This is a genomic window from Microbaculum mangrovi (assembly GCF_051390635.1).
In the GTDB taxonomy this organism is placed as follows: Bacteria; Pseudomonadota; Alphaproteobacteria; order Rhizobiales; family Tepidamorphaceae; genus Microbaculum.
Window position 1 is genome coordinate 580,459 of sequence record NZ_JBPODT010000001.1, and the last position, 21,082, is coordinate 601,540.

Annotated in this window: 22 protein-coding genes and 1 riboswitch; of the genes, 9 read left to right on the top strand and 13 right to left on the bottom strand. The window is 68.4% G+C overall.

Annotation, left to right across the window (positions count from 1 at the left end; translation table 11 throughout):
* The first annotated feature begins 295 nt into the window (after positions 1-295).
* A complete protein-coding gene (locus tag ACSF9G_RS02760; protein ID WP_436638062.1) occupies positions 296-1,486 on the top strand; it encodes a hypothetical protein in 1,191 nt (396 codons plus the stop codon).
* A 25-nt stretch (positions 1,487-1,511) separates the two neighbouring features.
* Here the strand turns inward: ACSF9G_RS02760 and ACSF9G_RS02765 are convergent, their stop codons facing one another.
* The 3 genes from ACSF9G_RS02765 to ACSF9G_RS02775 all read right to left on the bottom strand — a co-directional run bounded on the left by ACSF9G_RS02765 (position 1,512) and on the right by ACSF9G_RS02775 (position 4,471).
* The gene (locus ACSF9G_RS02765; protein ID WP_436638064.1) at positions 1,512-2,504 is read right to left on the bottom strand and encodes a threonine ammonia-lyase; all 993 of its coding nucleotides are present in this window, start codon (positions 2,502-2,504) and stop codon (positions 1,512-1,514) included.
* Between the two features lie 116 nt (positions 2,505-2,620).
* Positions 2,621-3,643, bottom strand: coding sequence for a glycosyltransferase family 4 protein (locus ACSF9G_RS02770; RefSeq protein WP_436638066.1), 1,023 nt, complete (start codon positions 3,641-3,643; stop codon positions 2,621-2,623).
* A 27-nt stretch (positions 3,644-3,670) separates the two neighbouring features.
* Positions 3,671-4,471, bottom strand: coding sequence for a UDP-2,3-diacylglucosamine diphosphatase (locus tag ACSF9G_RS02775; protein ID WP_436638068.1), 801 nt, complete (start codon positions 4,469-4,471; stop codon positions 3,671-3,673).
* 207 nt (positions 4,472-4,678) lie between these two features.
* Between ACSF9G_RS02775 and ACSF9G_RS02780 the strand changes: the two genes are divergently transcribed.
* On the top strand, positions 4,679-5,458 hold the full coding sequence (locus ACSF9G_RS02780) for an SDR family oxidoreductase (RefSeq protein WP_436638070.1): 780 nt from the start codon (positions 4,679-4,681) through the stop codon (positions 5,456-5,458).
* A 25-nt stretch (positions 5,459-5,483) separates the two neighbouring features.
* On the opposite strand, the gene ACSF9G_RS02785 is transcribed toward ACSF9G_RS02780, so the two are convergent.
* Positions 5,484-6,086 carry a manganese efflux pump MntP gene (locus ACSF9G_RS02785; protein WP_436638072.1) on the bottom strand — a complete coding sequence of 201 codons (603 nt, stop codon included), beginning with the start codon at positions 6,084-6,086 and terminating at the stop codon, positions 5,484-5,486.
* A gap of 290 nt (positions 6,087-6,376) precedes the next feature.
* Between ACSF9G_RS02785 and ACSF9G_RS02790 the strand changes: the two genes are divergently transcribed.
* Both ACSF9G_RS02790 and ACSF9G_RS02795 read left to right on the top strand, forming a co-directional pair.
* The gene (locus ACSF9G_RS02790) at positions 6,377-7,939 is read left to right on the top strand and encodes an oleate hydratase (RefSeq protein WP_436638074.1); all 1,563 of its coding nucleotides are present in this window, start codon (positions 6,377-6,379) and stop codon (positions 7,937-7,939) included.
* A gap of 152 nt (positions 7,940-8,091) precedes the next feature.
* A complete protein-coding gene (locus tag ACSF9G_RS02795) occupies positions 8,092-8,934 on the top strand; it encodes a fumarylacetoacetate hydrolase family protein (protein ID WP_436638076.1) in 843 nt (280 codons plus the stop codon).
* Positions 8,935-9,149: 215 nt separating this feature from the next.
* Here the strand turns inward: ACSF9G_RS02795 and ACSF9G_RS02800 are convergent, their stop codons facing one another.
* From ACSF9G_RS02800 to thiM, 4 genes are read right to left on the bottom strand one after another with little or no spacing between them, the layout of a single operon-like run.
* Positions 9,150-10,256, bottom strand: coding sequence for a TRAP transporter substrate-binding protein (locus ACSF9G_RS02800; protein WP_436638078.1), 1,107 nt, complete (start codon positions 10,254-10,256; stop codon positions 9,150-9,152).
* Positions 10,253-11,074: a bifunctional hydroxymethylpyrimidine kinase/phosphomethylpyrimidine kinase gene (thiD, locus tag ACSF9G_RS02805; protein ID WP_436638080.1), complete on the bottom strand. Its 822-nt coding sequence runs from the start codon at positions 11,072-11,074 to the stop codon at positions 10,253-10,255. The genes ACSF9G_RS02800 and thiD overlap by 4 nt, the downstream gene beginning before the upstream one ends.
* Positions 11,071-11,736, bottom strand: coding sequence for a thiamine phosphate synthase (gene thiE / locus ACSF9G_RS02810; protein WP_436638082.1), 666 nt, complete (start codon positions 11,734-11,736; stop codon positions 11,071-11,073). Before thiE ends, thiD begins: the two co-directional genes overlap by 4 nt.
* Positions 11,733-12,530 carry a hydroxyethylthiazole kinase gene (gene thiM, locus ACSF9G_RS02815; RefSeq protein ID WP_436638084.1) on the bottom strand — a complete coding sequence of 266 codons (798 nt, stop codon included), beginning with the start codon at positions 12,528-12,530 and terminating at the stop codon, positions 11,733-11,735. The genes thiE and thiM overlap by 4 nt, the downstream gene beginning before the upstream one ends.
* A 116-nt stretch (positions 12,531-12,646) precedes the next feature.
* A riboswitch (TPP riboswitch) is annotated at positions 12,647-12,748 on the bottom strand.
* Between the two features lie 88 nt (positions 12,749-12,836).
* Between thiM and ACSF9G_RS02820 the strand changes: the two genes are divergently transcribed.
* Entirely contained in the window at positions 12,837-13,655 is an 819-nt protein-coding gene (locus ACSF9G_RS02820; RefSeq protein WP_436638086.1) for an alpha/beta hydrolase, read from the top strand.
* A gap of 64 nt (positions 13,656-13,719) precedes the next feature.
* Entirely contained in the window at positions 13,720-13,956 is a 237-nt protein-coding gene (locus ACSF9G_RS02825) for an Lrp/AsnC ligand binding domain-containing protein (RefSeq protein ID WP_261618480.1), read from the top strand.
* An 8-nt stretch (positions 13,957-13,964) separates the two neighbouring features.
* On the opposite strand, the gene ACSF9G_RS02830 is transcribed toward ACSF9G_RS02825, so the two are convergent.
* Positions 13,965-14,912 carry a DMT family transporter gene (locus ACSF9G_RS02830; protein WP_436638088.1) on the bottom strand — a complete coding sequence of 316 codons (948 nt, stop codon included), beginning with the start codon at positions 14,910-14,912 and terminating at the stop codon, positions 13,965-13,967.
* Positions 14,913-15,049: 137 nt separating this feature from the next.
* Here ACSF9G_RS02830 and ACSF9G_RS02835 point away from each other — a divergent pair, with 137 nt between their 5' ends.
* The 3 genes from ACSF9G_RS02835 to ACSF9G_RS02845 all read left to right on the top strand — a co-directional run bounded on the left by ACSF9G_RS02835 (position 15,050) and on the right by ACSF9G_RS02845 (position 16,495).
* Positions 15,050-15,205 carry a DUF5993 family protein gene (locus ACSF9G_RS02835; RefSeq protein ID WP_261618481.1) on the top strand — a complete coding sequence of 52 codons (156 nt, stop codon included), beginning with the start codon at positions 15,050-15,052 and terminating at the stop codon, positions 15,203-15,205.
* Positions 15,206-15,214: 9 nt separating this feature from the next.
* Positions 15,215-15,784 carry a disulfide bond formation protein B gene (locus ACSF9G_RS02840; protein WP_436638090.1) on the top strand — a complete coding sequence of 190 codons (570 nt, stop codon included), beginning with the start codon at positions 15,215-15,217 and terminating at the stop codon, positions 15,782-15,784.
* A gap of 114 nt (positions 15,785-15,898) precedes the next feature.
* Complete coding sequence (locus tag ACSF9G_RS02845) at positions 15,899-16,495, top strand: hemerythrin domain-containing protein (protein ID WP_436638092.1); 597 nt, start codon at positions 15,899-15,901, stop codon at positions 16,493-16,495.
* Positions 16,496-16,603: 108 nt separating this feature from the next.
* Here the strand turns inward: ACSF9G_RS02845 and ACSF9G_RS02850 are convergent, their stop codons facing one another.
* The 4 genes from ACSF9G_RS02850 to dctP form a co-directional block, all read right to left on the bottom strand.
* Positions 16,604-18,121, bottom strand: coding sequence for a malonate--CoA ligase (locus tag ACSF9G_RS02850; RefSeq protein ID WP_436638094.1), 1,518 nt, complete (start codon positions 18,119-18,121; stop codon positions 16,604-16,606).
* Positions 18,122-18,175: 54 nt separating this feature from the next.
* A complete protein-coding gene (locus tag ACSF9G_RS02855) occupies positions 18,176-19,492 on the bottom strand; it encodes a TRAP transporter large permease (RefSeq protein ID WP_436638096.1) in 1,317 nt (438 codons plus the stop codon).
* Positions 19,489-19,989, bottom strand: a complete 501-nt coding sequence (locus ACSF9G_RS02860) for a TRAP transporter small permease subunit (protein ID WP_436638098.1) — start codon at positions 19,987-19,989, stop codon at positions 19,489-19,491. Before ACSF9G_RS02860 ends, ACSF9G_RS02855 begins: the two co-directional genes overlap by 4 nt.
* A 90-nt stretch (positions 19,990-20,079) precedes the next feature.
* Positions 20,080-21,081: a TRAP transporter substrate-binding protein DctP gene (gene dctP, locus ACSF9G_RS02865; protein ID WP_436638100.1), complete on the bottom strand. Its 1,002-nt coding sequence runs from the start codon at positions 21,079-21,081 to the stop codon at positions 20,080-20,082.
* Position 21,082: the final 1 nt, after the last annotated feature.

Sequence of the window (21,082 nt, forward strand, 5' to 3'; positions counted from 1 at the left end):
AGTGGATGAAACGCATTGCGTTTCAAGTCCCGAATGCGCGAGGCCCAAAGCCGAGCGCCGGAAAGGCGATCCGCGCTGGCTGGCAACGTCGTCACCGGCATCGCTCCGAGACGAACGACCATGGAAATCGCGAGAATCACGCTAGTCTGCGTGGCGGAAAGGCCGCGAGATTCGATCCACGGCGGTCGATAGGGACGTTACAGGCCGAGTATCAGAATCAGGGTCGTGCAGTAGAGCGACAGGCTCCAGATGAAGCGCTTCCGGTCCATGACAACGACACCGCGGGCAGCCATCCATGACGACATCCGATGACAAGCCGGACGTGCCGGACAAGCCGTCCGTGCCGGCCACCAGATCGGGCGCGGGACGGGAAATAGCCCACGTCCTGGATCCGGACTACGAGGCAATTCTCGCCGCGGTGACGGAAACCGCGCGCGGTCGCTGGTTCCTCGACGAATATGCCCGCCGCAACCGCACCGCCGACACCCGCGCGCTGCTCTCCGCGCTGCAACGCCTGGAAAAATCGATCGCCCGTCCGGCGGCACAAGCGCCCGCGCCAGAGCTGGACGCGATTGCGCGGGAGCTCGAAGGCCTCAGGGACATCGTCGGCCGCGCCCGCGTCGAGATCGCGGCGGTGCCTCGCTACAACGAAGACGGCGCGCTGCGCCGCAGCGCCGACGGCGTCGACTTCGTGAGCGAGTCCGAATGCGGCAAGTCGGCTGCCCTTCAGGCGCACGAGGCCGCCGAGCGCATCCAGGAGACCGTCTGGAGCCTTCGCGAAAGGCAGGTTTCCGCCGAGCTTTGCGACATGATCGACCGCCACGCGGTCGATATCCAGGCCGCTTGCCGGGACGTCACCGTCGCGTTCAAGGGCATGGACACGATGGGCCGCGCCCTGCGCCAGCTCGACATCGGGATCGCCGGCCTCCTCGATACGGTCTCCCTGCAAGCCGAACCGCAGGCGGAGCCGGACACGCCCGACATCTTCGCCGAGGACCCGGCCGTCGGCCGCTTCCTGGAAGACGTCGAGGATATCGAGATCGTCGATGTGACCGAGGTCGAATGGCACGCCGACGACGGCCTGGACGAGCCCGCGCAGCCGCCGCCCGAACGTCCTGGCGGCACCATGGCCGCTCAAGCCGGCGACCTGGCGTTCGACGACGCCGATCCGGCCGCGCCGGCAGGCAGCACGGACCACGGCGAACATGCCGACCTGGAGGCCCCCGCCCCGGAGGGGCCCGCCGCCCCGGAAGTACCCGCCGCCCTGGAAGTACCCGGCGCCCCGGAGGGGCCCGCGGCCCCCATCGCGGAAGACCCCGCTTTGTCGGAACCGGCCGAAGGCGGACACGGCGCGTCACCTGGGACGGGCGTCGGCAACGTCCAGACGATACCCGCTCAGCCCGGCCCGAAGGCGCACGGGCGCACCGACCCGCCGGCCGATCTGACCGGACTGACCTTCGATCAGAAGATGATCCTCTTCAGCTAGGGCCCGGGGCCCGCCGGCCGGATGCTCACGAGACGCCGACGGCGCGGGCGAACACGGTCGGATCGGCGTTGCCGCCGGACAGCACGACCGCGATCGTCCTGCCCTTCGTCTCGACCTTGCCCGACAGGACGGCGGCGAGCGCCACCGCGCCGCCCGGCTCCACCACCAGCTTCAGTTCGCGCCAGGCGAAGGCCACCGCCGCCAGCGCCTCGTCGTCGCTGACCGCGAGGCCGCCGGCAACGCGCGACCGGTTGACCTCGAAGGTCAGCGCGCCGGGCTGGTTGGCGAGCAGCGAATCGCAGATCGAGCCGGATTTCTCCGGGTTGCGTTCGCGATGGCCCGACCGGAACGAGCGGGCGTGGTCGTCGAACCCTTCCGGCTCCACGGTGATCACGGACGTCGACGGCGACAGGCTCTTCACCGCCAGCGACACGCCCGCCGTCAGGCCGCCGCCGCCGCAGGGGACAAGGACGGTGTCCGGCTCGAAGCCCATCTCGCCGGCCTGGCCGACGATCTCGATGCCGGTGGTCCCCTGCCCGCAGATCACGCCGGCGTCGTCATAGGGCGCGACGAACACGCCGCCGGTCTCCGCCACGACGTCGGCGGCGATCGCGTCGCGGTCGCCCGTCGCCCGGTCGTAGGGCACGACGCGCGCGCCGTAGGACTCGGTGCGCTCGCGTTTCAGGCGCGGCGCGTCCTCCGGCATGATGATCGTCGCCGGCACCCCGAACAGGGCGGCCGCGGCGGCGACGCCCTGCGCGTGGTTGCCCGACGAGCACGTGACGATGCCCTGCTCGCGCTGCGCGCTGTCGAGGCCGGCAATGGCGTTATAGGCGCCGCGGAACTTGAACGATCCCGTCCGCTGCAGCGTTTCCGGCTTCAGCAGCACCGTTCCGCCGGTCAGTGCGTCGAGCACCGGCGAGCGGATCAGCGGCGTCTTGATGGCAACGCCCGCAAGCCGCTCGGCGGCGGTCTGGAGATCGTCGAAGGACGGTATCGATGTGATGCCCGGGTTCATGGCCGATGGCTCCGTGCAGGCCCCGACCGGGAGCCTACACCAACGCGCTCGGGCGGCAAGCCGCCCCTGTAGCCCTCTCGGCAAGCCGCCTCGGTGGGCCGCCTCAGCAAGCCCCCTCAACAAGCCTCGGCCAGCGATCCGTTGGCGGCCTCGATCCGGTCGACGAAGGCCGCCGCGCTCTTACTCCAGTTGAAGTCGAGCGCGCGGGCGCGGCAGGCCTCGCGCGGGATGTCGAGCGCGGCAAGGGCGGCGGCCCTGAGATCCTCGTCCAGGACCCCGGCCCCGGACTCGCCGATCACGTCGATCGGCCCCAGAACCGGGAAGGCGGCGACCGGCACGCCGCACCCCATCGCCTCGATGGAGACGAGGCCGAGCGTATCGGTGCGGCTCGGGAACACGAACACGTCGGCGGCCCGGTAGAGCTTCACCAGGTCCTCGCCGAGATGCACGCCGAGGAATTTCGCGTCCGGGTAGCGCCGTTCCAGCTCGGCGCGCTGCGGCCCGTCGCCGACAACCACCTTGGTCCCCGGAAGATCGAGCGCCAGGAACCTGTCGATGGTCTTCTCCACCGCGATACGGCCGACATACAGGAAGATCGGTCCGGGGAACCCGAGCCGCGCCGGCTCGCCGGGGCAGAAGACGTCGGTGTCGATGGCGCGCGGCCAGATCGCCGTCTTGGTGAAGCCGCGCCGCTTGAGCTCGTCGGCCAGCCGCGGCGTGGAGACCAGCGTCGCCCGGCCGGCGTTGTGGAAGCGGCGCAGCCACGCATAGGCGAGATCGGGCGACACCGGCAGGCGCCGCGCCAGATATTCGGGGAACCGCGTGTGGAAGCTCGTCGTGAAGCCGATGCCCTCGCGCCGGCACCAGCGCCGCGCCGCCATGCCGATCGGCCCTTCGGTGGGAATATGGACGTAGTCGGCATCCGCCGCCGCGATCCGGCGGCCGACCTCGCCGGGCGCGCACAACGCCAGCTTGATCTCGCTGTAGGTCGGCAGCGGCAAGGTCGGGAAGCCCTCCGGCGAAACGACCGCGATCTCCAGCCCGAAGGCCGGCGTTTCCCGGCGCAGCCGATCGAGCACCCGGACCACGCCGTTGACCTGCGGATGCCAGGCATCGGTGGCGAGAACGAGACGTTTCATGGATGACGCCGCAGCATGGACCATACCTCAGGCCGCCGCCTGCTCGGTGCCGATCTCGGCGGCGGTCATGGTGCCGAGGACGACCGGCCAGTGGATGATCTCCAGGGTGCCGTCCTCGCGCTCGGCGAGCGCCGTGCAGCTTTCCACCCAGTCGCCGCAGTTGAGGTAGCGCACGCCGTCCATCATGCGGTCGGCGGGATGATGGATGTGGCCGCAGACGACGCCGTGGACGTCGATGCTCGCGGCTTCCGCCGCCAGCGCCTGCTCGAACTCGCCGATGAAGTTGACGGCGTTCTTCACCTTCAGCTTCAGCCAGGCCGACAGCGACCAGTACGGGAAGCCGAGTTTCCGCCGCACGTAATTGAAGTGGGTGTTGCAGGTCAGCGCGAAGGCGTAGCCGACATCGCCGAGCATCGCCAGCCAGCGGGCATAGCGGACCACCACGTCGAATTCGTCGCCATGGATGACCAGCAGCTTCTCGTCGTTGGCGGTCGTGTGGATGGCCCGGCGCATCACCTCGATGCCGCCGAAACGGGTGCCGATATATTCGCGCAGGAATTCGTCGTGGTTGCCGGGCACATAGATCAGCCGGGTGCCCTTGCGCCCCTTGCGCAGCAGCTTCTGAATGACGTCGTTGTGCTGCTGCGGCCAGTACCAGGTGCGCTTCAGGCGCCAGAAGTCGATGATGTCGCCGACCAGATAGATCGTCTCGGCGTCATGGTGCTTGAGGAAGTCGAGGAACAGTTCTGCCTGGAAACCCTTGGTTCCCAGGTGCAGATCAGAGATGAATAGGCTCCGGTAGGTCCTGGCCTTGAGCTGCCGGCTCACGGTAACACTCGCCCCGTTCTCGTCGCCCCACTAGCTTGCCGCACCAATAATATGATTCACTTGGCATGATTATGACGGGGCGTCACCGTATCGCAATATAGCGGAAATCCGGAGTTCGTGAAATCCGCAGCTCCCCGCATACCCCCTTGCGACCGGTTCCGACATGGCCGAAAACCCCCGGGAACGAAAAACAGGAAGGATTGCGGCATGGATTTGGGTATTGCGGGCAAGCGCGCCATCGTCTGCGCCTCGAGCCGGGGACTCGGACGCGCCTGCGCCGAGGCGCTGGCGGAAGCGGGATGCGAGGTCGTCATAAACGGTGTCGATCGCGAACGTCTGGAGCGCGTCGCCGGCGAAATCGCGCAAGCCACGGGCGCCACGGTGGTCCCGGTGGCCGGCGACGTCAGCCTGCCCGAAACCCAGGCAGCCCTGCTCGCCGCCTGCGCGGATCCCGACATCCTGGTCAACAACAATGGCGGCCCGCCCCTGAAGGATTTCCGCGAGCTCGACCGCGAGGCGATGCTGAAGGGCACGGTCATGAACATGGTCACGCCGATCGAGCTGATTCAGAAGGTGATCGATCCGATGGCCGAGCGCGGCTTCGGGCGCATCGTCAACATCACCTCGTCCTCGGTGCTGGCCCCGATTCCCGGCCTCGATCTGTCGAGCGGCGCCCGCGCCGGCCTCACCGCCTTCGTCTCCGGCGTCGCCCGCAAGGTCGCCGACCGCGGCGTCACCATCAACAACCTGCTGCCGGGCATGTTCGACACCGACCGGCTGCGCTCAACCCACGGCCCGCGCGCCACCGCGGCGGGCAAGTCCGTCGACGAGATCGCCGCCCAGCGCATGGCGACGATTCCCGCCGGCCGCTTCGGCGATCCCGCCGAGTTCGGACAGACCTGCGCGTTCCTGTGCTCGGTCCACGCCGGCTACATGACCGGCCGCAACATCCTGCTCGACGGTGGCTATTTCGACGGAACGTGGTAGCGGCGCAGGTCCTGCCTTGCTCCGCTCAGGCCGCGAGATGATCCATCAGGATCATCCCACCGAGCCCGACCAGGGCGATGCCGCCGACGACCTCGGCGGCTCTGCCGACGCGCTGGCCGAGGAATCCGCCCGCATAGGTGCCGATGGCGGTCATCGCCATCGTCGTCAGGCCGACGGCGATCACCACGACGACGATCTGCACGTCCAGTAGGGCCAGCGAAACGCCCACCGCCATCGCGTCGATGGAGGTGCCGACGGCGGTGGCGAACACGGTCCATCCGGTCCGCCGCGAGGCGCCGGACGGCCCGGCGCCTGGCCCAGCGCTTGGCGCAGTGGCCGGCCGCGCGAGCGCGTGGAACACCATCCGCCCGCCCACGCCGGCGAGCAGGCCGAACGCGATCCAGTGATCGATGGCGCTGATGTATCGGTGGGCGACCAGGCCGAGGCCCCAGCCGATCAGCGGCGCGACCGCTTCCACGCCGCCGAAGATCGCGCTGGTGCGCAGAACGCGCGTCCAGCCGGACCGGGCGCCCGGCAACGCGCCCGGCGTCGCCCCCTGCCCGAGGCTCGCGACGAAGGCGTCGATGGACATCCCGATGGCGAGTATGCCGATGGAGATCGGGGACATGGAAGGCTCCGGACGGTGGTGGAAGGCTGGCGGCGGGAACTGCCCCCGCCGACATAGGGAAATTCTCAAAAACGTCAACAAAAACAATGCGCTAGCTATTGATACTTATTATCATTCAAACGGCGACCGCCGATCGGAACCGCGCCATCGGGATCGCGGCACGTCCCGCCGCTTGCGCACCGTCGCTCCGGTGCTACTGTTTAACCGATTGAATAACGCCGGGCGGCGCTTTCCCGACCGTCGTCGCGGCGATGGCCGCGTCCATCCGGCGGACCGATGGGAGGGCGACGATGAAGGCGCATCTGGTCGGCAGCGGCATCGCCTCGCTCGCCGCGGCCGCCTATCTCATCAAGGACGGCGGCTGCCTCGCCAACAACATCACCGTCTACGAAGCGGGCCCGTCGCTGGGCGGCGCAATGGCGATGTCCGGCGGGCCGGACACGGGCTACGTGCTGCCGACCGGCCGCGTCTTCGAACGGGAATACCGCTGCGCCTTCGAGCTGTTCTCCCTCGTCCCCTCCGCCAGCGACCCGCAGCGGTCCATCCAGGACGAGATCCTGGAGTTCAACGAACGCTACGGATACGACGACCGCCTGCGCATCGTCGACCGCGACGGGGCCGTCGTTCATTCCGACCGCTTCGGCCTCAGCGTCCGCAACCGGGCCGACATGCTCAAGCTCGCACTGACGCCCGAGCCGTTCCTGGACGGCAAGTCGGTCTCTGATTTCTTCACCGACGACTTCTTCGAGACCGAGTTCTGGATCCTCTGGACCACCCTGATGAACGCGCTGCCGCAGCACAGCGCTATCGAGTTCAGACGGTTCATGTACCGGTTCCTGCACATCCTGCCGGAACTGTCGACGATGAAGACGATCCTGCGGACGCGGTACAACCAGTACGACGCGATCATAGGTCCGATCACCGACTGGCTGCGGAAGCAGGGCGTGACCTTTCTCACCGGCGCGACGGTGACGGACGTCGAGTTCAAGTCGTCGCCGGCCGAGATCACCGCCAACTGGCTGGAATACCGCTACGACGGCAAGGATCTGAAGGTCGAGATCGGCGAGCAGGACGTGGTCCTGGTGACCAACGGCTCCCAGGTCTCCGACATGGCCGTCGGCTCCATGTCGCGACCGCCCGAACTGGCGCTCGCCGACAACTACTGGGCGCTGTGGAAACGGCTGGCGCTCGGCCGACCGGAGTTCGGCCGGCCGCAGACCTTCTTCGGCGCCGCGCACGTGCCCGACACCAAGTGGTTCACCTACACGGTCACCACCAGGGACGCGACGTTCTTCGAGCTGATGACGGCGCTGACCGGCAGCGAGCCCGGGCGCGGCGGCCTGCTGACGTTCAAGGACTCCAACTGGCTGATCACGGTGGCGATCTTCCACCAGCCCGAATTCCTGAACCAGCCCGCCGACGTCATGGCCTGGTGGGGCTACGCGCTCTACCCGGACAGGGTCGGCAATTTCGTCGAGAAGCCGATGACGGCCTGCAACGGCGCGGAGATCCTGGAGGAGACGCTTCGCCACGCCGGCTTCGGCGATCACGTCGAGACGATCGTCGGCACCTCGACCTGCATTCCCTGCCTCCTGCCCTACGCCGGCAGCGTCTGGATGGCGCGCACGCATGGCGACCGGCCGGCGGTCGTTCCAGAGGGATCGACGAATTTCGGCTTCATCGGGCAGTTCTGCGAGATCCCCGACGAGGCCGCCTTCACCATGGAATACGCGGTACGCTCCGCCAGGCTCGCGGTCGCGACCCTGCTGCGTCTCGACGACAGGCCGCCGCCGATCTACCAGGCCCATCACGACCCGGCCGTGCTCGAACGGGTGATCGGCGTTCTGTCCTGACGCCGCCTGTACCGGCAGCGAAAAGCACATTTTCCGACGCAAGGGCACGTTAGCGGGCCGGAACGCCGACCTGCTGCTTGCGGCGGGCGGGCCGATCACCGATGATCCGGCCCGATTTTCACAAAAGACCACGTCTTAAGAGGAATACACCTATGAAACTCGTCCGCTTCGGCCCCTCGGGCAGCGAAAAGCCCGGTATCGTCGCCGCCGACGGCTCGATCCGCGACCTGTCTTCGGTGGTCGACGACATTTCCGGCGCCGTGCTGTCGCCGGCCGGGCTCGACCGCCTGCGCGCTGTCGACCCGACGACGCTGCCCGCCGCGCCCGCCGGCGCGCGCTTCGGTTCCTGCGTGCCGATGCCCCACAACTTCCTCGCCGTCGGCCTGAACTATGCCGACCATGCCGCCGAATCCGGCATGCCGATCCCCAAGGAACCGATCCTGTTCAACAAGGCGCCGACCTCGATCTGCGGCCCCGACGACGACGTCGTGCTGCTGAAGGATTCGGCCAAGTCGGACTGGGAGGTCGAGCTCGCCTTCGTCATCGGCACCGAGGCCTTCAACGTGCCGGCCGAGAAGGCGCTCGACCACGTCGCCGGCTACTGCATCTGCAACGACGTCTCCGAACGCTTCTGGCAGCTCGAGAGCACCGGCCAGTGGGTCAAGGGCAAGAGCGGCCCGACCTACGGTCCGGTCGGCCCCTGGCTGGTGACCGGCGACGAGATCGCCGACCCGCAGGCGCTGGCGATGACCCTCGACCTCAACGGCAATCGCATGCAGACCGGCTCGACCGAGACCATGATCTTCGGCGTCGTCGAGCTGATCGCCTACATTTCGCGCTTCATGAAGCTGGTGCCCGGCGACATCGTCACCACCGGCACCCCGCCCGGCGTCGGCATGGGCATGAAGCCGCCGGTCTTCCTGAAGGCCGGCGACGAGATGGTTCTCACCGTCGAGGGCCTCGGCCAGCAGCGCCAGAAGGTTGTTGCCGCCTAACCGACGGCCTCCGGCCCCTCCACGTCATGCCCGGGCTCGACCCGGGCATCTCGTGCCATACGCCCGGGATCGCCGGGTCACGCCCGGCAATGACGAGACGGGGCAGGCCAGCGGCTCCGCCGTGCCGCTTCCGCCGTGCCGCCCAGGAAAGCGGGTCTCCGGGCCCCGCCCCTGGCATTAGTCCGCGGCGCGGGGTGGCGAGCGGGACGTGTCCCCTACGCCACCCGGCCCGTCAGATACGGCCCGGTCGACAGTTCCGACCAACCGCCGAGCTGCGTCACAGCCGACGCATAGGACTCGGCGATCTTCGCGGTCTGCGGCGATTGCGCGGCCAGATCGGCGACGACGGCCGTGGCCGCCTTCTTCGCCGCCTCGATCACCACGGGCGGCCAGCGCGTGAACGTGACGTGGTCGGTCTTGCGCAGTTTCCGGACCGCGGCGCCGTTCATCCAGTCGGCTTCCGCCAGCCCCGCCGACGCCTCCGCCGCGCAGGCCGTGGCGACGATCGCGCGCAGGTCCGGATCGAGCCTATCGAGCGCCGCCGTCGACACCAGCGCCTCGCCCGTGCCGTTCGGCTTGTTGAAGCTCGGCCACAGGTAGTACGGCGCGACCCGGTCGAAGCCGAGCGCGACATCGGAGAACGGGCCGAGGAACTCGACCGCGTCGACGACGCCCGATTCCAGCGCGCCGAAGATCTCGCCGGGCGGGATCGCCACCGCGTTCATCTTCAGTCGCCGGAACACCTCGCCCCCGAGGCCGGCCGACCGGATGTTGAGACCGGCGAGATCGTTGAGCGTCTTCACCGGCCGCTTGAACCAGCCGCCCATCTGGAACCCGGTGTTGCCGGCCATGAACGGCTTAACCCCAAACGGCGCGTAGAGCTCGTCCCACAGCGCCTGCCCGCCGCCATGGTCGACCCAGGCGACGTGCTCCGGCGGCGTCAGGCCGAACGGCACGGTGGTGAAGAACACCGCGCCGGGCACCTTGCCCTGCCAGAAGAACGCGGCGGTGTGGCCCATCTCGGCGACGCCCTGCGACACCGCGTCGAACACGCCGAAGGCCGGCACCAGCTCGCCCGCGGCGAAGAGGTCGACGGTCAGTCGCCCGCCGCTCAGGCTCGCGATCCGCTCGGCAAGGCGCGCCGCGCTGACGCCCGGCCCCGGCAGGTTCGCCGGCCAGGAGGTCGCCATCTTCCATTTGACGAGCCCCTGCGAGAGGGCGGGTGTCGAAAGCGTGACGGCGGCGCCGGCGGTGGCCGCCCCGGCCGCGACCACGCCCGCGGCGCCGAGCGCCTGGCGGCGCGTGAAGGTCTGTTTCGTCATGGTTGCACTCCAGTCCTGGCGCCCCACACGGCATGGAAGTGGTGGACCGGCCCGTGGCCGTGGCCGATGGAAATCCGGTCCGCCGCCTTGAGCGCGTCCGTGAGATAGGCCTTTGCCCCCTCGACGGCGTGTTCCAGCGTCAGACCGCGCGCGAGGCCGGCGGCGATGGCCGACGACAGCGTGCAGCCCGTGCCGTGCGTGTTCTCGGTGGCAATCCGCGGCGCGGCCAGGCGCGTGACGCCCTCGCCCGTCACCAGCAGGTCGACCGACTCCGCGCCGGTGCCGTGCCCGCCCTTCATCAGCACGGCCTTCGGTCCGAGCCCGAGCAGGCGCTCGCCCTGGTCGCGCATCTCATCCTCGGTGGCCGCCTCTTCGCAGTCGAGGAGCCGGGCCGCCTCGGGCAGGTTGGGCGTGATGACGAGCGCCATCGGGATCAGGTCCGCGCGCAGGACGGCGATCGCCTCCTCGCGCAACAGCACGTCGCCGCTCTGGGCAACCATCACCGGATCAAGCACGATGGTCTCGACTTTGTGGGCGGCAAGGCCGTCGGCGACGGCGCGGATCGTGTCGGGCAGGCTCAGCATGCCGATCTTCACCGCGTCGACGGCGAGGTCGGAGAACACCGCGTCGATCTGCGCGCGCACGAACTCCGGCGGCACATCGTGGATGCCCGTCACCCCGCGGGTGTTCTGCGCGGTCAGCGCCGCGATCACCGAGGCGCCGTAGACGCCGAGCGCCGAGAAGGTCTTGAGATCGGCCTGGATGCCGGCGCCGCCGCCGGAATCCGAGCCCGCGATGGTGACCGCGATCGCCGTCATCTGGATTGCCCCGCTGAAACCGCCGTATCGACCGTGGCCCTCAGGGCGCGCGCGGCCGCTTCCGGATCGTCGGCCATGAAGATCGCCGAGATGATAGCCACGCCGTCCGCGCCGGCCCCGATCACCGGGGGAACGCGCTCTTCGGTGATGCCGGCGATGGCGCACACCGGCATGTCGGCCTTGCGGGCGCGCACGCGCGCCACGAGCGCCGTGAGCCCGTCGATGCCGACCGGCGGATCGGGATTGTCCTTGCTCTCGGTCTCGAACACGCCGCCGATGGCGACGTAGTCGATCGCCCCGATCGGCGCGGCGTCGACATGCGCCGCGTTCTTGATCGTCAGCCCGATGATCGCATTGGGGCCGAGCTGGCGGCGGGCATCGCGCGCGTCCATGTCGTCCTGGCCCAGATGCACGCCTTCGGCTTCGGCCGCCAGCGCCACGTCGACCCGGTCGTTGATCAGCAGCGGAACGCCGGTGCCGCGCAGGGCGGCGTGGATCGCCCGCGCCTCGGTCACGAAATCCCGTGTCGATCCGGTCTTGTCGCGAAGCTGGATCAGCGTCGTGCCGCCCCTGGCCGCGGCGGCGGCCAGGCCGGCGAGATCGCGGCCGGCCGCGCGGGCGGGATCGACGAGGCCGTAGAGTCTGAGATCGAGCGGTATCATGAAATCCTCGTAGAAGCGCCGATGTCCTCCGGCGTCAGCCGGTTCAGCGCGTCGATGAACAAAGGTGAGAAGGTGCCCGGTCCGGCCGCATCGGCGCCGGCCCGCTCGGCGGCGGCGGAGACCAAGGCGAGGCAGGCGGCCGCCGCGACGACGGCATCGTGTTCCACGGCGAGGAACCCGGCCATCAGCGCCCCGGTGGCGCAGCCGGTGGCGGTCACCAGCGTCGTCAGCGGATGCCCTCCGGCAACGCGGACCGCCCTGCTCCCGTCGGTGACGTAATCGACGTCGCCCGTGCGCGCGACGGTCGACAGCGACGACAGCGCGTAGGCATCGGCGCTCGCCTCGTCCCCGGCGGTAGCGTCCCCGGCGATATCGTCTGCACCAGTTCCGGTAAGGGCGGCGAGCTCGGGCCGGTTCAGGCGGATTACCGTCGGTTCGGCCGCGGCGAGCCGCCTGGCCAGCGCGAGCCGGACCGGCGACCGCTCGACGAACACCGGATCGAGCACCCATGGCGTGCCGGCCTCCGTCGCCACCTCGACGGCCGCGTCGATCGCCGCCTGGCGCTGCGGGTCGAGCGTACCCAGGTTGACGAGCAGCGCATCGGCGCCGGCGACGAAATCGGGCACCTCTTCCGGGTTCACCGTCATCGAGGGAACGGCGCCGGCGGCGAGCAGCACGTTGGCGGTGAGCGTCACCGCCGCCGCGTTGGTGATGCAATGGACGCGCGGCCGGCGCGCGCGCAGCCGCGAGACAGCGCCGACGATGCCGTTCGGATCGATGGAGAAAGCCGTCATCGCAGGTGTCCCCGAAGCAGGCAACCCTGAAGCAGGCAACCCTGAAGCAGGCGTCCCTGAAACAGGCGTCCCTGAAAGCGCCGCGCGGCAATGACGAATGAGGAGAAAAGATCTGCGTTCGGCTTCATCCCATATCCCTCCGCCGGCATAATCCGGATCAGGTTCAATGGGTTGGCGAACCGCCTCTCAGTCCCCTAGGGACACCCCAATGAGATCGTGCTAGTCACGTAGCGGACATACGGGGCACTTTCAAGAGCCGACATAGGGGCCAGGGCTCGCATCAGGGGCCAACACCAGGGAATACGCATGAGCGGGATCGACTACGAGGCGGAATACAACAACCGGGCACGGGTCCCCGGGCATCCGGCGATCATCGAGGGCTGGGCGGCCGACGCGGCGGCCTTCCGCGAGGCCGCGGCGATGGAGGCCGATTTCGCCTACGGGCCCGCCGCCCGCAACCGCATCGACCTGTTCTTCCCCGCCGACGAAAGCCGGGTCGAGCGCCTGGTGATGTTCATCCATGGCGGCTACTGGCAGGGCCTCGACAAGAGCTTCTTCAGCCACTTGGCCGCCGGCGCCGTCGCCCACGGCGTCGCCGTGGCGGTTCCCGGCTACACCCTGTGTCCGGACGTCGGCATCGGCGACATCGTCGAGGAGATGCGGCTGGCGACCCGCGTGCTGTTCGACCGCTTCCGCGTGCCCGTGGCGGTTTCCGGCCACTCGGCCGGCGGACACCTCGCCGCCGCCCTGCTGGCGACCGACTGGGGCGCCAGCGGGCCGGCCGTGCCCGGCGCCCAGCCGATCTCGGGCCTGTTCGAGCTCGAACCGCTCATCCACACGAATCTGAACGCGGCGCTCCGGCTCGACGCGGCGGAAGCCGCCCGCCAGAGCCCGCTGTTCTGGCCGGCGCCCGCTGGCCGCCGCCTGCACGCCTGGGTCGGCGGCGAGGAAAGCGGCGAGTTCCTGCGCCAGAGCCGGGTGATCGCCGAGGAATGGGCGGCCGCCGGCGTCGAAACCGCCTGGCACGCCGTCGACGGCGCCAACCACTTCACCGTCATCGCCCCGCTCGCCGATCCCGACAGCGCGATGACGCGCGATCTGGTCGACCTGGCCACCCCGGCATAGTCGCGCGGGCTTGCCGCCGGCCCGCGCTTCTGGTCACATCCATCCGACTCATCCGGAGATGCCAATGATCCCCTTCTTCGTCCAGATCAAATGCCACCTCGGCCGTTCCTACGAGGTCGCCAACCAGATCGCCGACGCGGAGATCGCCTCGGAAATCTATTCGACCGCGGGCGACTACGACCTGTTGGTGAAGTTCTATGTCGACGCCGGAACCGACATCGGCCATTTCGTCAACGAAAAGGTCCAGTGCTTCGAAGGCATCCGCGACACCTACACGATCATCACCTTCAAGGCGTTCTGAGGCAGGCTCTAGACCGGCGGCGGTGCAGCCTTGCGTTGGCGCTCCCGCTTGATGCCGAGCTGGTGCTCGCGCCAGATGACGAACAGCCCGGCGCCGATGACGACCGCGGAGCCGACCAGGACGATCGGATAGGGCACCTCGCCGAACACCAGGAAGCCGATCAGCAGCGACCAGATCATCGCGGTGTAGTCGAACGGCGCGATCACCGAGACCGGGGCGTAGCGATAGGCGAGCGTGAGCAGGATCTGGCCGACGCCGCCCACGGTCCCGATCGCCACCAGCAGAAGCGCCGTGCGGCCGTCGGGAACGACCCAGCCGAACGGCAGCGTGAGCAGGGAGAACAGCGTGGCGGTGACGCTGAAGTAGAAGACGATCGCCGCCGTCGTCTCGGTTCCCGTCAGTTGCCGCACCTGGATCATCGCCAGCGCCGTCAGCGCCGCCCCGGCGAACCCGATCACCGCCCCGATCGCCGCGTCGTCGGCGGCCGAGAGCCCGCTGCCGAGATGCGGCGACAGGATCAGGATCACGCCGAGGAAGCCGATCCCGACGGCCGACCAGCGCAACAGCCCGACCGTCTCGCCGAGCATCACGGTGGCCAGCGCCAGCGTCAGCAGCGGCGCCACGAACCAGATCGCGGTCATGTCCGGCAGCGGCAGATAGCTCAGGCCGACGAAATACCCGGCCATCGCGGCCGCCCCGAACGCGCCGCGCAGCATGTGGCCCTTGAACCGGCGCGTCTTGAGCGCAAACGGGAACTCGCGCCGGAACGCCATCCAGACCACCAGCGGCGGCAGCGCGAAGAAGCTGCGCGCGAACATGAGCTCGCCGATCGGAACGGAGGTGGTGAGATATTTCACCATCGCCGCCATGACGACGAGGACCATCGCAGACGCGATGCGAAAGCCGATTCCGATGAGATGTTGCAGGGCGCCCTCCGATCTCCAACGGAGAACCACGAAACGCCGCCCGGCACAATCGCCTAAATCGCAGAGGAGCGTTGCTTCGGCTACCCGGGCGGCAGCTTTCCTGTAGGCTGCGCCACGTCCGTCGCGATTCGCGTCGAACAGACGACACGATGTGTGGAGACCCGACGATGATGGCCCTGCCCTTTCTTGTTCCCTTTCTGGCGCTTCTGGCCGCCTGGCGGGGCTGGCGCGGCGCCGCTACGGGCCTGTGGGCGCTTTCCGTCGTGGTGTTGCTGGTGCTGTTCAGGCTGCACGCTTCCGACGCCATCAACATCGATCTGTGAGGCATCGCGATGACCCCGTCCCTTGCCCGCGCCCTGAACGCGCTCGGTCTGCTCGCGATCTCCGCCGCCCTGCTGATGGCCTTCGCCGATCAGTTCCTGAAACATGACCTGCCCTGCCCCCTGTGCCTGCTGCAGCGCGCCGGCATGGTGATCGCCGGTGTCGGCATCGCCATGAACGTCGCCATCGGCCCGCGCCCGGCGCATTACGCCATGGCGATCATCTCGGCGGTCGTCGGCGCGGCGGTCGCCCTGCGCCAGATCGCCCTGCACGTCGTGCCCGGCACCGGCGGCTATGGCGATCCCTTCCTGGGCCTGCACTTCTACACCTGGGCCTTCGTGGTGTTCGCGCTGATCATCCTCGGATCGGCGGCCATGCTGTTCTTCGAGGGCCAGTTCGAAGCCGAAGCCGAACCTGCGCCCCGCCGCCTCGCCGGCCTGTCACTCGCCGCTTTCGCCCTGTTCGCGCTGCTCGCGCTGGGCAATACGGTCTCGACCGTCGCCGAATGCGAGCTCGGCCCGTGCCCCGACGATCCGACGACCTACCAGCTGTTCGACAAGGCCGCGCCGACGCCGCAGTGACGCCAGAGTGACGCCGGAGTGACGCCGGAGTGACGTCGCGGCGGCTTGCGTCCGGGATCCGGCGTCCCAGATAGTGGGGCTCACCGAACCGCGGACCCCGAGCAATAGCCACCCATGACCGACGCCGACGGACCTGACGCTGCCCTGGACCTGGACCGCCGCACCGGCTGGCCGGACGACCTGCGCCTGCTGATCGCGCGCTATCCGCGCGAGGTCTGGCCGACCCATCCCAATCTTGGTGAGCTATCGAAGTTCTGGCTCGGCCGCCATGACATGTTCCGCGAGCTTAACGGCGCGCTGCTGTCGGCCTCCGACCAGCTCAAGGCCGGCACCGTCCCGGCCGAGGCGTTCCGCCAGTGGTTCCTGCCGCGCATCCGGTTCTTTCTCCAGCAGCTCGAAAGTCATCACATGATCGAGGACCACGAGTACTTCCCGCTGCTGACCCGGACCGAGCCGAGGCTCGCGCGCGGATTCGACATCCTGGAGAACGACCATGAGGCGATCCACGCCGGCCTGCTGGCGCTGCAGGAGGCCGGCGGCGGCCTCGCGCAGGCGCTCGCCGGCCCGCCCGACCGCATCGGCTTCGCCGCCGAGGCGATGTCGGACACGCTGTCGGGTTTCCTGACGCGCCTCCACCGCCACCTCGACGACGAGGAGGACCTGATCATCCCGATCCTGCTCGATCGCGGCGAGATGGCGCTGGGGGGATAGCCCCCTCGCGCTCCGCTCATTCCCGCGAAAGCGGGAATCGCCCTGCCGCTTATCAGGCTCGCCTTTGGCGAACCCGTTTCCCGCCTCCACGAGAACCAGCGGACGCCCCTAGCCCTCGTAGGTCTTGGCGTAGGTATCGCGCAGGACGTTCTTCTGCACCTTGCCCATGGTGTTGCGCGGCAGCGCGTCGACGAAGAACACCCGCTTGGGCAGCTTGTAGGCGGCGAGCCGCTGCTTCAGCTGCGCCTGCACGTGCTCCTCGGCGATCACGGCGCCGCTCTCCAGCACGACGACGGCGGTGACGCCCTCGCCGAAATCGCGGTGCGGCAGGCCGATGACTGCGGATTCGAGGACGCCCTCCATGGCGTCGATCTCGCTCTCGACTTCCTTGGGATAGACGTTGAAGCCGCCCGAGATGATCAGGTCCTTGGCGCGGCCGACGATGTGGACGTAGCCGTCGGCGTCCACCATCGCCACGTCGCCGGTGATGAAGAAGCCGTCGGGGCGGAACTCCGCCTGCGTCTTCTCCGGCATCCGCCAGTAGCCCTTGAAGACGTTCGGTCCCTTCACCTCGATGATACCGATCTCGCCCTGCGGCAAGTCCGCCCCACTGTCCGGATCGACGATGCGCAGGTCCACGCCCGGCAGCGGGAAGCCGACCGTGCCTGCGCGTCGCTCCCCGTCATAGGGGTTCGAGGTGTTCATGTTGGTCTCGGTCATGCCGTAGCGCTCGAGAATGCGGTGGCCGGTGCGCTCCTCGAAGGCGCGGTGCGTCTCCGCCAGGAGCGGCGCCGATCCGGAGGTGAACAGCCGCATGGTCTTCGTGACCTCGCGGGTCAGCCCCGGATGGTCGATGAGGCGCGTGTAGAAGGTCGGCACGCCCATCATCGCGGTCGCCCGCGGCATCAGCGCCAGCACCGTGTCGGCGTCGAACTTCGGCAGGAACAGCATCGTGCCGCCGGCCATCAGCAGCGTGTTGGTGGCCACGAACAGCCCGTGGGTGTGATAGATCGGCAGCGCGTGGATCAGCACGTCGTCGGCGGTGAAGCGCCAGGCGTCGACCAGCACCTCGGCGTTGGAGGCCAGGTTGTCCTGGGTCAGCATGGCGCCCTTGGAGCGCCCGGTCGTGCCCGAGGTGTAGAGGATCGCGGCGAGGTCGTCGCCGGCACGGTCGACGTCGGCGAACGTGTCCAACTGGCCCGCCGCCTTGTCGGCCATCGTGCCCCGCCCCGCGCTGTCCAGCGTCTCGACCGCGGCGACACCCTTCGCCTCGGGCAGCGCGGCCACCGCCTCGCGCACGGCCGGATCGCAGACGACGACGGTCGGTTCGGCATCGCCGATGAAGTAGCCGAGCTCGGCCAGCGTGTAGGCGGTGTTGAGCGGCAGGTAGACCGCGCCGGCGCGCAGGCAGCCGAGATAGAGCAGCAGCGCCTCGGCCGATTTCCGCACCTGCACCGCCACCCGGTCGCCGGGCTTTACGCCCAGCTTCATCAGCGCGCCGGCCATGCGCGCGCTCTCGGCGTCGAGGTCGCCATAGGTGATCGTGCGGCCGTCGTGCGTCTCCAGGAAAACCTTCGAGGGATCGGGAAAACGCGCGGCGAGCCGGGCGTAAAGCGAAGTTGTCATGGTTCAGGCGTCTTTTCTTTGGTTGGCAGGTCTTCGGTTGGCAGGCATCGGCATCTAGCCCCCCGGCCCCATCAGCGCGGTAGGCAGCCAGGTGACAATCTCGGGGAAGATGCACAAGATGACGATCCCGACAACCATGCACAGCACATAAGGCAGCGAACCGCGCAGAATCGTCTGCAGCGGGATGTCCGGCGCGATCCCGTTGATGACGTAGAGATTCAGCCCCACCGGCGGCGTGATCAGGCCGATTTCCATGTTGATCGTCAGGATCACCGCGAACCAGTAGGGGTCGAACCCGGCCTGCGTGATGATCGGCAGCAGGATCGGCGCCGTCATCAGGATCACCGCGACCGGCGGCAGGAAGAAGCCGGCGACCAGCAGGAACACGTTGATCAGCGCCATCAGCACCCAGCGGTTCACGTCCAGGTCGCCGATCCAGCCGGCGATCGACTGGGTGATAAACATCGACGACAGCGTGAAGGCGAACAGCTCCGAGGCGCCGATGATCATCATGATCATCACCGATTCCTTGAGCGAGGAGCGGAAAACCTCGATCAGCGGGCCGGGCCTGAAGATCCGGTAGATGACGATGACCAGGACGATGCAGAACAGCGCGCCGGCACCGGCGGCCTCCGACGGCGTGGCGACGCCGCCGTAGAGGACATAGAGGATTCCGGCGATGATCAGCAGGAACGGCAGCACCCGCGGCAGCGCCTGGAAGCGCTCCTTGAAGGTGAAGCGCTGCGCCATCTGCTCGAAGCTGTAGCCCGCGAGCCGGCAGGAGATCAGCGTCCAGGTCATGAACAGCACGGTCAGCAGCAGGCCCGGCAGCAGCCCGGCGATGAACAGCCGGCCGATCGACGTCTCCGTGGCGATACCGTAGACGATCATCGTCACCGACGGCGGGATCAGGATGCCGAGGGTGCCGCCGGCGGCGATCGAGCCCGCCGCGATCGATTTGGGATAGCCCCGGTTCACCATCTCCGGGATGCCCATCTTGCCGATGGCCGCGCAGGTCGCCGGCGACGACCCCGACAGCGCGGCGAAGATGGAACAGGCGCCGAGATTGGACAGCACCAGCCCGCCGGGCACCCGGTTCAGCCAGCGGTCCAGCGCGATGTAGAGGTCCTTGCCGGCGGGGCTCGAGGCGACCGCCGATCCCATCAGGATGAACATCGGGATCGACACCAGCGCGAAGCTGTCGAGCCCGCCGAAGAAGGTCTCGCCGATAATGCCGAGCGCGCCGAAGCCGTCGGTCAGGATCAGCGCGCCGATCGAGACGAAACCGAGCGCGAAGGCGATCGGCATCCCGGTCGCCAGCAGGCCGAGGAGCACGCCCAGTACCATAAGTCCCATGGTGAGCGTCGTCATGCCGGCCTCTCGCCCAGTCCGGGATTGGTGAGCTTCATCAGCTCGGCGACATATTGCAGGCACAACAGGCCGATGCCGACGGGCATCGGCAGCAGCGGGATCCACAGCGGCAGCGCCCAGACCGTCGCCGTCTTCCAGCCGCGCGTCAGGGCCTCGTGGAAATAGATCCAGCCCGACCACGCAAGCACGGCGCAGAACACCAGGCTGGCAACGCCGGCGATGATTTGCAGCACCAGCCGGCCGCGGCCGTGCATCGCCTCCGGCAGCAGGTCCACGCCGACATGGCCGCGATCGATCAGCACGGCGGGCGAGCCGAGCAGCGTCGCGGCGATGATCGAGTAGATCACGAACTCCGTCTGCCAGATGGTGGAGCCGTTGAGGACGTAGCGCACGAAGATCATCTGCGAGACGACCAGCACGGCGGCGGCGAGCAACAGCATCGAGAAAATGCCGAACGCGCGGGAGACGGAGCTCACGACGCGGATATAGGTCTGCATGGCTTACGCTCCCCCCGGACCGGGCCCCACGCTACAGGGAAGCGGACGGCGCCGGGCGTGTCCCTCCGGCGCCGCCGCGAACCGACGGACTTACTCGACGGCGAGCGCCTTCTCGATCAGCTCCTTGCCGCCGGGAACGTCCTTTTCGAAGTTCGCATAGGACGACTTCTTGGCGACCTCGAGCCACGCATTGTAGTCGTCGCCCGACATCTCGACCACCTCGACGCCGTTCTCCTTGAACGTGTCGATCATCTTCTGGTCGATCTTCTTGGCTTCCTCGAAGAAGTAGTCCTCGGCCTTCTGGCCGGCGGCCATCACGGCGTCCTGCTGCTCCTTGCTGAGCCCTTCCCAGGTCTTCTTCGACATCAGGATCGGCTCGTACATGAACCACAGCGCGTTGGCGCCCGGCGCGGTCAGGCACTTCACCTGCTCGTAGAGCCGGTACGACACGAACGAGCCGGACGAGGTATTGGTGGCGTCGAGCACGCCGGTCTGCATCGCCGAGTAGATCTCGGAGGACGGCATGGAGGCGATCGAGGCCCCGGCGTCGGCCAGCATCTGCTCGAAGGCCGGGCCGGCGGCGCGCGTCACCTGGCCCTTGATGGACTCGGGATTGGTGATGCAGTTCTGCTTCGAGGCGAAGGCGCCTGCGAGCCAGGCGTCGGAAACGACGACCACGTCGTTTTCCTCGATCAGCGCCTTGATGTCGGCCATGAAATCGGAATCGTTCATCCGCTTGGCGCGGTCATGGTTGCGCACCAGACCCGGCATCAGCGTCGCCGAAAACTGCGGCACGCGGCCGGACGCGTAGTCGAGCGGGAAGGCGGCGATATCGAGCTGCCCCTTCGACAGCGCGCCCCACTGGTCGCGTGGCTTGAACAGCGAGGCGCCCGGATAGACCTGCACCTCCAGCCCGACACCGGCGTTGCCGATCTCGCGGGCGATGATCTGCACCATCTCGTCGCGCACGTCGCCCTTGCCGCCCGGCCACTGATGCGAGGCCTTCAGCGTCTTTTCGGCGGCGCCGGCGCCACCCGTCAGCGCGATCGCCAGCCCGATCGCGGCCACACCGCTCTTCAGCATCTTGCTCATG